Source organism: Psychrobacter sp. CR212, assembly GCF_059693765.1.
Genome location: NZ_JCATIF010000009.1, coordinates 1 through 11,549, shown reverse-complemented (window position 1 = coordinate 11,549; position 11,549 = coordinate 1). Strand labels below are relative to the sequence as shown.

11 protein-coding genes and 2 pseudogenes are annotated in these 11,549 nt (G+C 40.8%); 5 read left to right on the top strand and 8 right to left on the bottom strand.

Annotated features, from left to right (window positions below; genetic code table 11):
* The first annotated feature begins 145 nt into the window (after positions 1-145).
* Together parA and AC58CZ_RS13065 are read left to right on the top strand one after the other, a co-directional pair.
* On the top strand, positions 146-784 hold the full coding sequence (parA, locus tag AC58CZ_RS13070) for a ParA family partition ATPase (protein ID WP_025652655.1): 639 nt from the start codon (positions 146-148) through the stop codon (positions 782-784).
* A 3-nt stretch (positions 785-787) separates the two neighbouring features.
* A complete protein-coding gene (locus AC58CZ_RS13065) occupies positions 788-997 on the top strand; it encodes a plasmid partition protein ParG (protein ID WP_025652656.1) in 210 nt (69 codons plus the stop codon).
* 199 nt (positions 998-1,196) lie between these two features.
* Here AC58CZ_RS13065 and AC58CZ_RS13060 read toward each other — a convergent pair.
* From AC58CZ_RS13060 to AC58CZ_RS13040, 5 genes and pseudogenes are all read right to left on the bottom strand, one after another.
* Positions 1,197-1,319, bottom strand: a pseudogene (locus tag AC58CZ_RS13060) (cation diffusion facilitator family transporter); the annotation flags it as partial.
* Positions 1,320-1,405: 86 nt separating this feature from the next.
* Entirely contained in the window at positions 1,406-4,546 is a 3,141-nt protein-coding gene (locus AC58CZ_RS13055) for an efflux RND transporter permease subunit (protein WP_212564575.1), read from the bottom strand.
* Positions 4,536-5,765 carry an efflux RND transporter periplasmic adaptor subunit gene (locus AC58CZ_RS13050; RefSeq protein ID WP_068034974.1) on the bottom strand — a complete coding sequence of 410 codons (1,230 nt, stop codon included), beginning with the start codon at positions 5,763-5,765 and terminating at the stop codon, positions 4,536-4,538. Before AC58CZ_RS13050 ends, AC58CZ_RS13055 begins: the two co-directional genes overlap by 11 nt.
* A gap of 1 nt (position 5,766) precedes the next feature.
* Positions 5,767-7,092, bottom strand: coding sequence for a TolC family protein (locus AC58CZ_RS13045; protein WP_025644122.1), 1,326 nt, complete (start codon positions 7,090-7,092; stop codon positions 5,767-5,769).
* 48 nt (positions 7,093-7,140) lie between these two features.
* Positions 7,141-7,554, bottom strand: a complete 414-nt coding sequence (locus AC58CZ_RS13040; protein WP_227502390.1) for a cation efflux protein, CzcI-like — start codon at positions 7,552-7,554, stop codon at positions 7,141-7,143.
* Positions 7,555-7,886: 332 nt separating this feature from the next.
* On the opposite strand from AC58CZ_RS13040, the pseudogene AC58CZ_RS13035 reads away from it, so the two are divergent.
* Positions 7,887-8,003, top strand: a pseudogene (locus AC58CZ_RS13035) (transposase); the annotation flags it as partial.
* 127 nt (positions 8,004-8,130) lie between these two features.
* On the top strand, positions 8,131-8,460 hold the full coding sequence (locus tag AC58CZ_RS13030) for a four-helix bundle copper-binding protein (RefSeq protein ID WP_093071101.1): 330 nt from the start codon (positions 8,131-8,133) through the stop codon (positions 8,458-8,460).
* 335 nt (positions 8,461-8,795) lie between these two features.
* Here the strand turns inward: AC58CZ_RS13030 and AC58CZ_RS13025 are convergent, their stop codons facing one another.
* Positions 8,796-9,260 carry an NUDIX hydrolase gene (locus tag AC58CZ_RS13025; protein ID WP_007115209.1) on the bottom strand — a complete coding sequence of 155 codons (465 nt, stop codon included), beginning with the start codon at positions 9,258-9,260 and terminating at the stop codon, positions 8,796-8,798.
* Positions 9,261-9,491: 231 nt separating this feature from the next.
* Between AC58CZ_RS13025 and AC58CZ_RS13020 the strand changes: the two genes are divergently transcribed.
* Positions 9,492-10,079: a recombinase family protein gene (locus AC58CZ_RS13020; protein WP_101204374.1), complete on the top strand. Its 588-nt coding sequence runs from the start codon at positions 9,492-9,494 to the stop codon at positions 10,077-10,079.
* Between the two features lie 697 nt (positions 10,080-10,776).
* Here AC58CZ_RS13020 and AC58CZ_RS13015 read toward each other — a convergent pair.
* The gene (locus tag AC58CZ_RS13015) at positions 10,777-11,139 is read right to left on the bottom strand and encodes a DUF3817 domain-containing protein (RefSeq protein WP_087813587.1); all 363 of its coding nucleotides are present in this window, start codon (positions 11,137-11,139) and stop codon (positions 10,777-10,779) included.
* A gap of 245 nt (positions 11,140-11,384) precedes the next feature.
* Positions 11,385-11,549, bottom strand: a 165-nt coding sequence (locus tag AC58CZ_RS13010) for a signal peptidase II (RefSeq protein ID WP_497413155.1), incomplete at its 5' end; no start/stop codon positions are given.

Sequence of the window (11,549 nt, the reverse complement as noted above, 5' to 3'; positions counted from 1 at the left end):
TATACTTATATACTTATATACTTATATACTTATATACTTATATACTTATATACTTATATACTTATATACTTATATACTTATATACTTATATACTTATATACTTATATACTTATATACTCAATACATACTACAGGGATCTGTATTTATGAAGGTAATCGCGGTATTAAATCAAAAGGGTGGCAGCGGTAAGACTACCATCGCAACGCATTTGGCTCGTGGCTTACAGCTAAAAGGCCATAGTGTTTTGTTGGTGGATAGTGACCAGCAGGGCAGTGCGCGTGACTGGAGAGCAGTTGATGAAGACAATCCGGTACCGGTGATTGGGCTCGATAGACCAACACTTGATAAAGATTTAAAAAACGTCTCTGATAAAGATTATGTGGTGATCGATGGATCGCCGCAAGCTACTAGTCTGGCTATTTCTGCTATAAAAGCGGCTGATTTTATATTGATTCCGGTGCAGCCGAGCCCCTATGATATCTGGGCGACCAGCGATTTGGTTGATTTAGTGCAGCAGCGTATTGAGATGATGGATGGCCAACTAAAGGCAGCCTTTGTTGTCTCACGCGCCATTCAAAATACCAATATTGGTAAAGAGGTTGCAACCGCGCTGCTTGATTATAATATTCCGGTATTAGAGACCAGAGTGATGCAGCGAGTTGCTTATCCTAATAGTGCTGCCCTTGGTAAGACAGTATTTGATACCGAATCGCCTAGTAGCAATGCGATACAAGAGATAACCGCATTGGTCAGTGAGATTCAAATATTTTTTGGTGAGGAGTAAGTCATGAGTTTATCAGCAGGTCGTCCTAGTAAGAACGTTAAGGATCAATTGGCTTTATCGGATGTGACGGACAGTCCCAAAAAGACGGTACGCGTGAATTTTAATTTAGATGAAGATAAACACATTGCGCTCAAGCGGTACGCGCTTGAAAGCCGAAAAACGGTGACTGAGTTGTTGACTGAAATGATTGAGGAAAAGTTGGTTGAGCGATAGGTATAAAAAAGGGACTTTCCTAAACTTTGTGTAACTTCTTATACCCTATTAGCAAATAGAAGTTACACAAAATCCAGGATGGGCTCGTGGTCGATGCCAATCCGTAACTGGACGTCTGCTCTGAATCGTTTTATGATTATGTTTGATGACCGTATCAGCAAGCATTTAATCTAAACGGCAGTTACACAGAATTCGGGATGGTCTCAAAAGCAGCGACAACTTCTACTATTAAAAAAGTAGTCGTTAAACCTAAGGCAACCATTAACTTCTTACTATTTTCTTCAGTAACAACCGCATGGCTATGATCATGATGTTCTGACATAAAATATTTTCCTTATTCTATTTATGATGAGCAGAGATATTGGATAACAGCCAATATCTCTGCTGTAAATCGACTAATCTATTGGATTAAGAAACTTTTTTTTCATTTATCCAACGATAAAGCACGGGTAACAGCACCAAAGTTAGTAATGTTGAAGAGATAATCCCGCCAATCACTACGGTTGCCAGTGGCCGTTGAACCTCAGCCCCTGTTCCGGTTGCCAGCGCCATTGGTACAAAACCCAGTGAAGCCACACAAGCTGTCATCAACACTGGTCTTAAGCGCAAAATAGCCCCTTGCCACACGGCTTTATGCACTGGATATTTGTCCCTTAATTCCTTAATAAAGGTCAGCATTACCAGTCCATTGAGGACTGCAACACCAGATAAGGCAATAAAGCCAATTCCAGCTGACATCGATAATGGAATATCCCTTAGCCAAAGGAACAGCACACCACCGGTCAAGGCAAAGGGTATCCCGGTAAAGACCAATAGACTTTCTTTGACATTGTGAAAGACCGCCATCAGTAAAATAAAGATAGTGATTAAAGCCAGTGGAATCACGATTTGCATCCGTGCTTTGGCTGAAGCCAAATTTTCAAACTGACCGCCATATTCTATCCAATAACCACTTGGCAAAGTGTATGCTTTGAGCTGTGTCTGTACATCAGAAACAAAAGACCCTAAATCACGCCCTTCAACATTCGTTGTAACCACAACTCGGCGTTTACCATTTTCTCGACTGACTTGGTTGATTCCTTCAATGGTCGAGACTTGCGCGACATCCGACAATAAAATACTGCCACCATTTGGAAGCTGAATAGGTAACTGGGAAACAGATGCGACACTACGGTCTTGCTCTCCAAGACGGATAACAAAATCAAAACGACGATCGCCTTCTAAAATCTCTCCCACGCTTTGTCCACCAATATTGGTTGCCACAAGGTCTTGAATTGAACGCACACTCAAACCATATTGTGCAGCCAAAGTTTTATTTACCTCGACATTCAGTAATGGCAAACCTGAGGTCTGCTCAACTTTCACGGCACTGCTACCCGATATTTGCTGAATGATTTTGGAGATTTTAGTCGCCTCAGTATTGAGGACATTCATATCATCACCGAAGATTTTCACACCAACATCACTACGCACACCTGAGATCAATTCATTAAATCGGAGTTCAATCGGTTGTGAAAATTCACTATTATTGCCTGGAATCGTGGCTAAATACGTCACCATACGGCCACGTAATTCATCTAAACTTTCTTTAGGATTTGGCCATTCTGAACGAGGCTTTAACATGATATAGCCATCTGAAATATTGGGTGGCATGACATCTGTTGCAACCTCGGCTGTACCCGTTCTGGCAAATACTGCCTTAATTTCAGGGAAACTCTTTAAAAGAAGTTTTTCAGTATTCTCCTGAATACGTAAAGACTCTTCTAAGCCTGTACTTGGTGAACGTAACTGTTGTATCGCAAAGTCTCCTTCACTGAGCTGTGGTGCAAATTCACTGCCGAGTTTGGTACTGATAAATCCCGTAATCACTAATAAACACAGTGCAAAAGTCAGCACAACTGCTTTGTATTGATACGAAATATCAAGAGTTTGCTGATATTTAGCTTTTAGCCATAACATCCAACGACTTTCTTTTTCTTGAATATCGCCTTTGACCCACAATGCCACAGCAGCAGGCACAAAGGTGATCGATAAAATAATGGCTGCAACAAGGGCGAGTACCACTGCCAATGCCATCGGATGGAACATTTTTGCTTCCACACCACTTAAAGCAAAAATCGGCAAATACACCACCAAAATAATAAGCTGACCAAAAATAAGAGGACGACGTGCTTGGCGGGCAGCCAGAAAAACTTCCTTAAAGCGTTCACTTTGTGTGAGAGGTCGTTTTAACAGTTGCTGTGTATGGGCTAAACGCCGGATACAGTTTTCGACAATCACCACAGCACCATCGACAATGATGCCGAAATCGAGTGCACCTAAACTCATCAGATTGGCACTGATATTTTGCTGTGCCATCCCGGTTAAGGTAAACAGCATAGAGAGTGGAATGACACAGGCAGTAATCAAGGCAGCACGGATATTCCCTAAAAACAGGAACAGAATGATGATGACCAGGATTGCTCCCTCTACCAAGTTTTTCTGAACGGTTTTAATCGCCTTCTCAACCAAGATAGTACGGTCGTACACCGTTTCAATCACTACCCCTTTAGGCAAACTATTCTGAATATCTTGAAGCTTGGCATCCACAGCTTTAGAAACAGTCTGGCTATTTCCACCCATCGCCATCATGACAACCCCTAAAACGGTTTCTTTGCCGTTATAGGTTGCCCCACCGGTTCTTAAATCATGCCCAATAGAGACTTGCGCAATATCACCAACCCGAATTGGGCTGCCATTTGGGCTACCCAGCATGGTGTTCTCAATATCAGAAAGCCCATTGAATGCACCCGGTACACGTACCGTCAGTTGCTGACCATTGTCTTCAATATAACCTGCACCTCGGTTCTCATTATTTTGCGCTAAAGCCTGTTGCAGTTGTTCTAATGAGATATTCAGTTGCTGCATCCGGTTTAAATCGGGAGAGACCACATAGGTTTTTTCAAAACCACCAATACTGTTGACCTCTGCAACTCCCTTAACACGTTGCAGTTGAGGACGCACAATCCAGTCCTGAATCTCACGCAAATCCATCGGCGTGTATGCAGTTCCATCCGGCTTTTTCGCATTCGGATCTGCCTTCAGTACCCATTGATAAATCTCACCGAGACCCGTAGAAACGGGGGACATCGTCGGTGCGATTTGTGCAGGCAACTCAGATTGCGCCTCCTGTGTCCGTTGGTTAATCTGCTGACGGGCCCAATAAATATCAGTCCCATCTTTAAAGATAATGGTGACTTGAGAGAGTCCATAACGGGATATGGAACGGGTAAGCTCCAGATCCGGAATGCCAGCCATGGCATTTTCAATGGGATAGGTAATCAGCTGTTCGACTTCAAGCGCAGTAAAACCCTTGGCTTGAGTATTAATCTGGACTTGGGTATTGGTAATATCGGGTACAGCATCAATCGGGAGTTTCTGATAGCTATACACCCCGACCGCAATCCAGGTACAGACAAAGAGCAACACCCAAATCGCATTTTGTATGGAAAACTGAATGATTCGTTCGAATAAACCTTCGGGTTTTGGTAGATCAGAATTAATGTCCATGGCCTGCCTCGTCTTTTTCTAATTCAGATTTCAACAAGAAACTGCCTTGAGCGATATACTTCTGCCCTTCAGTCAGCCCAGAAATCACTTCAAGCCATTGTCCATCACTTGAAGCCTGCCCCAATTGCACTTTCTGTGCTTTTAAGTGGACTTGACCTTTTTGTTCTGAATCTACGATGAAAATACTGTCTTCACCTTCAATACTTTGCAGCGCAGACTTTTGAATCCGAAGGGCTGATTTTGCTGTAGCTTCCGGAATCAACACTCTCACTAACACATTAGAACGCAACTCAGTAGCTTGCGCATCGAGTTTTGCGCGCACCACCAGACGCCCTGTTTGTACATCTGCCTGAGAGGTTAAGCTTTGTACAGTAGCTTTATAGCTTTGATCTGAATCATTCACTTTAAAGTCAATTTTTTGCCCGGCTTGCAGTTGACCTGAGAATTGATTCGGCAAATTAAACTCAAGCCATAAATCTTTCAGCTGTTCAATGACAAAGAGCTGATTAGCCAGTTGCACATTTTCACCGACCACAATATCTTTTTGACTGATCACCCCAGAGATCGGTGCTTTAATCAGAAAACGCCCATTGTTATTGCCACTTGCACCTAATGCATTTAAACGTGCTTGTGAGGACTGGACAGTAATCTGCGCTTGACGGTAGGCATTTTCGGCACGCTGGTAATCCTGTTTGGCAGAAACCCCCTGTGACCAGAGTTGCTGTTCGCGCTGGTAATCTTTACGGGCCAAATCCAGATTCACCTGTGCCATACGCAGATTTGCCTGTTGGTCGATCAGTTCAGGCACGGTTAGTACAGCCAGCGTTTGTCCTTTTTGCACGCTCTGTCCTAAAGCCACATTGATCTGCTCGACATAACCACTAAAATTAGGCGATATATGCGCTTGTTGATCGGTATTCACCACCAATTTACCTGGCAGGGTTGTCAGCTTTTCAACCAATCCTGTGGATGCAACAGCAACTTTTAAACCTTGTTCAACCATTTGTTGGCTGGTCAGTTGTATTTCGCCTTCTTCAGCATGTCCTTCTTCAGAACTATCTTCATCAGAATATTCGGCATTTCCCTCATCATAACCACGCCCCTCAGATTCAGTTTTTTTTGAACTTAACCAAATAGCCAGACTGACCAAGACCGTAATCAGAATCAAAATTGCAATCATGAGAGACTGGGATATTTTTCCGTTTTGCTTGGCGTTCATTTTATCGTGCTCCCCCATTGATTAAATTTTGCGATGCTTCGACTGCCTTTTTATTCAGTTGTGTATAGGCATCCGAACGGCTAATTTCTTCATAACTTGTGCCAATACTGAGTGCCTCAGCTGCTAGGGCAGTTTGCCAAGCTTGACGTAGAGTTTGTAATTGACCCAATCGAAGATTCTGCAGTTGGGTGGTTGCTTGCTGAACGTCGGTAATGGACAGTTTCCCTGCCTGAAACCCTAGTAAAGTACGGCTCTGAACTTTGGTCGCCAAAGTAACTTGTGCTGTTGTGGCATCGAACTGGCTACGTAAACCTTTGAGCTGATGCATGCTGTTGGCAATATCGAGTATTTGTTGCTTCAGCTCACGCTGCTGCTGTTGGTTCAGCAATATTTGCTGTTGCTGGACCATCGGGATCGCATATTGCTGGCGATTGAAAATATTCAGTGGAATAGCCACGCCGATTGCTAAAGTCGTATCGTTGCTTTCATTAGGGGTTTTGCTACGTTTCATGCCTACATTTAAAGTCGGATTGGGACGTGCCTGAATTCTTAAATTTTCAATTTGATGATCCGATTGCTGAATGTTCAAGGCATAGAGTTTTTCTAGCCACCCTTCAGCAATATACCGTTGCACAGTTTGGAGACTTTGCTCTGGCCAAGGGATAGCGGTTTTATTCAATTGAAGATGTGAAGATGTTTCTCCCCCCCACAAATTAGACAGCTGACGACCGGCAGCTTGTTTATTCAGCATCGCTTGCTCATAAAGTCGTTGGATTTCTAGCGCTTCAATTTGGGCACGCTCAAAATCAACCAGGGCAATACTGCCTGCCTGATAGCGTTTCTGGGCACTGTCCAGATTGACTTTACTTGTTTTTAACTGTACTGAATAAGCAGACTGCTCAACCTCAGCAAGTGCAAATTGCGACCATGCAAATTTAACAATCAGTTGGCTTTGTGCCTTCCATAATTGCTGTTGCAATTGGATTTGTTGATTCGAGGTATTGGCAATCACCCGGTTCAGCTTACGCTGACCAAATAGATCTAGAGGTTGACTAACGCCAACATTGAATTCCTGTTCTTGACCTGAGCCAAAGCCAGACTGTTCTAAACTTATACTTGGATTCTGCCATAACCGACTTTGCTGAATATTCAATTCAGATATTTGCTGAACTTGTTGCCACGGCTTGTCTTGAGTCTGGTAACTTTGTACTTTTGCTAAAGCGGATTCAAAGCTGGTAACGTTTTCAGCATAGCTATATTGCATAGCCGCTGCACATATACAAGCAACCAAGCTATGACGCAAGAGTATAATTGATTGTGAAGACATGATTTTTCCCACTTATTTAAATAATAAAAGTGGTGGGAATGTTTTAGGCTACCCCACCATGAGCGGGGAAAATTCGGGAGGTAGGCTTTGTTGAAACAGGTCAGGAGCCTGATAGCTGTTTTTCCAATGAAATTGTGGATTCACTTTAACTTCAGAGCTTGGATGAAACACATCTACTTTTTCATTTTGTACAATCAAATGCATCATCGATGGTAGATGATCTTGATGATCTTCACCGATTTCTAAATCGCTACTGAATGTTTTTATGTTTTCTGACTGTCCATTATGATCGTGTTGACGACTATCGCTGGCACACAAGGTATTTTGGTGATGACCAAAATGATAACTCTGCTGTGATTGAGGCTGTTGTTCATGGACACAAAAGGCCGCCGCCACATTCCAAAAGCTTTGGAACATGAACAATCCAACCAAGACTGTAATCCATGTAGTAGAACGCATCATCATAACAACCGAAAAATTTGTACCAAGTATAAGGCTTAGAGCCACTCCAAGGTCAAGCTTAATAAATTAAATTAAACATTCAATGAACACTGAATAGCCGGCACTTTTGCAAATTTACCTTGTCTCTATAAGCTCACATCAATTTCAGGTAAGAATAACAATAGATAGTGAACCGTACCGGGTTTGTCGGAGACTTTTTATTTAAGTTAGGCCACCTGACCTAACGGGTTAATCTTATCATTGTACATTGCTTCAAACTCAAAAGGCAATTTCCATGAGAGTTTCCCAAACTTTGTGTAACTGCTTATAATCCACTAACAGGAGAATAAGCAATGACTAACCAATCTGACATCAAGAAACTGGCTGAGCAAATGGCCAGCAGCATGAAAAGCTTCGATGACATCAAAGACTTTCAAAAGCAGCTCATGCAGTCCTTCATCGACACTGCATTTACACTCTCCTAAAACCATTTAACAAAATCTATGACTATTTTACTTTCCCTTACATAATCGTCCTAGTGTATATCTTTTTTTTTGATTAGCCTATTCCTAAATCAATTGACTTTAGGGAAGTATGATGAACGATATCCAATTTTCAGATTGCGCAAAGGCATGTATGAACTGTTACCTTACCTGTGCCAGTTGTGCAAATGCCTGTCTAAAAGAAGAAAATCTGGAGATGATGCGAGAATGTATTCAGCGTTGTCTAGATTGTGCAGATATTTGTCAGCTCTGTGCTCGTATGCAGCAAACAGAATCTCCTTTTATGAAAGAAATTTGTGAGCTTTGTGCCAAGGTTTGTGAATACTGTGCAGATGAATGTAGCCAACATGAGCATCAATACTGCCAGCAATGTGCTGATGCTTGCCGTGAATGTGCCGTCGAATGTCGAAAAATGGTTGCCTGATAAATAAAAGAATTAGTTGAGTTTAGGATTTACTCAATGAATAGCCAACGTGTTAGTTGTTAGTGGGTCAAACCACTAACAACTCGCAAAAAATGGCTGAATTTGTGGACGTTGTTTTTGCGATTCGATCCAAAGAGAGTACTTTGATTGAACGCGCATGAGTAAATCAGCACTAATACCTAAAGCATCGTGCAAACGTAAGGCTACATCGGCTGTTACTGGGAGGGTGTAAATAATTCTGTGTAAATACAGTTTTATTTACACTCTCAACTGTATTTACACAGAATTATTTACACCCTCCCCCTGGGGTATAGAATATCGAACTTTCTTACTTTTTAGAGTAACTCAGCTGCTTGTAATGCTATTTCTTTAACATCTAAGCTAAGGGCTAAATCTGCATTGATCAAATCTTCAATATCGAAAAATCTAGCTTCTAGGGCGTCATCACCTGCTAGAGGATCACCAGAAACCCAAATACAAAGTACGGCTACAAGAACAAAATGGTGACGCAGCTTACCACTACTATCAAAGTCAAACGCGTCTACAGCGTTAAATGTCTTAAAGGCTTTTGATACAATGCTTGTCTCTTCATAAAGTTCACGAACGGCAGCATCTTTAACAGTTTCCCCACGTTCAATTTTACCACCGGGAAAACCCCATCGACCTGCATCGGGTGGGTTAGCACGGCGTACTAAAAGCACCTTTCCATCTTTAAAAAGTACTCCAATAGTAGCTACTATTGGACGTAGGCTCTGTGGTTCGTATTGTATTATAGGTTCATTACTTAGTATATTAGACATAAAAACTCAATTGAGAATAGGACATAGAGGATAGCTTAATATTCAAGTCCTCACTAGGGAACCGAACCAGTGAAAGCGCCTGACAATCTACCATTAGACTATACCTTAACAGTAAAACCCCCAAACGATAACCTAGCTATCATTAGACTTGTTTCTATTATTAAATGATAGTAATATCTTGATATTATCAATGAACATTATTTATTGAGTCTAAATAATAGAGGTAGTGTTATGAGCGTTCGTATTTATGTGAGAGCAAGCACTAAGGATCAAGACGCTAAGAGAGCCTTATCTGACTTGATTAGCTTTAGCAAAAGCTACGATGATAGCTATGCTGAATATATTGAGCATTTCAGTGGTACGAAGCTCGATAGACCCGCACTCACTCTGTTACTCAATGACGCTGAAGAAGGAGATATTCTACTGGTTGAAAGTGTGGATAGATTAAGCAGGCTATCTCAAGATGATTTTGCAATCTTAAAGCAGCGCATTAAAGACAAGGGCTTACGATTGGTGGTAGCTGATCTACCAACCACGCATACGGTCAGTGAAGGTATGACCGGGGATATTCTCAGGGTGATCAACGATATGTTAATCGACTTATTAGCCACAATGGCAAAGCTTGATAACGACAAGCGTAGAGAGCGTATCAAGCAGGGATTGGCTAACAGTGGCTATAAGCCCACTGGTAAAAAGCCTAATACAACGAAACATAATCGTATTATAGAATTAAACAGTCAAAACAATATGACAAAAGAGGAAGTAGCTAAGGCAGTTGGTGTTGGGGTAGCTACCGTTTATCGCGTATTAAAAAAGTAGTTAGTCATCAGTAGCAGCTTAGGTATAGCTTTTTTATTCAACACTAAGTATTGAAATTAAGTATTTAAAATGTTTTAAGTAAAGACATGTAAAAACGATTCAGTTGACAAGAGTTCAAGCTATTTTTGACAATATTTTGAGTATTTTGAGTATTTTGAGTATTTTGAGTATTTTGAGTATTTGAGTATTTGAGTATTTATGATCATATTTAGTGAGAATGGCCATAATCTAAAGCGGGCTGTATAGACTCTTTTTCAGCACGCTTATCGTCTTACTTTTCGGTGAAAGCCTTCAGATATGGTTTAGTAAACACAATCACCTAAAGTAGTCTGTCAAAAGTAGTTCCATCATATCAGTCTATTTTAAGTGGTCTATTAGTTGATAAGTGAACCTAATTAGGTAGTACCTTTGAGGCATACCCTACGATAACAGGAAATCCATCGCGGATGACAAAACCTGTTTAGCTTTTAAACAAGACGGGTTTGTCGATAGTATGTAAGATAAGTTGGAAAAGTAACTAGAGTGTAAGACTATTCATACTGGGTCTGAATCAAAGTTTTATTGTGATTAATTTCTGCTCAATATTATTCATTTGTCGCCATGATGAGTGATGGCGGCTTGTAATTTAGTTAGGAAAAATAATCTTGAGTAATAATATACGTTTGTATCATTTGTATCATTTGTAGCAGAGCTTGTTCTAGGCTTCTTTACTTACACTTTTCTGTAAGTTATTTTTTAGTAAATGATCGAATATAAATGGGCCAAAAGGTAAGAGTGAGCCGAGTACGCCCGCAGGTATTGCCCAAAGAGGCATTTTCATTTTGATAGCTGAGCCTATAAGTATTATGATATAGGTAATAAACAAAATACCGTGTGCCATACCGATGTATTTCACACCTTCTGGAATATCCAGCATATATTTTAGTGGCATGGCGATGAAGAGCAATAATAAGAAAGAGGTGCCTTCTAGGTAGCCTATAAGGGTAAGACTTTTTAACGCGGTCTCTTGTTTTTTTCTAAGGCTGTGAATTTTTTCAATAGTTGGCTGAGCCTGTGACACTATATTTTCCTTTTGTTATTATCAATAAAGAATTTATGGATTATTCAATGTCTCTATAATAATGGCTCTACGCAGAGCTTTTAAGTATTGGGTTTTAAGACCTAAAATGAGTGAGTACCTATACCAGTCATACATTACCTTCCAGTTCACATTTTATAAACATACTCAAGTATAAAAAGTATTTTTCCGTATAGAGTGACTATGACGCTAGTTCTTTTTATTTGTACTGATCAATATTCACTTGTTTATTCATTACGCTTACTTTCCAAAAATATCATATCAATTATAATCAACGCTACACCGACACAGACACCTATATCTGCAACATTGAAAAGAGGATAATTCCAGACATCAGCATAATGCACATGGATAAAGTCAACCACTTTACCAATTCTTAAACGATCGATTAA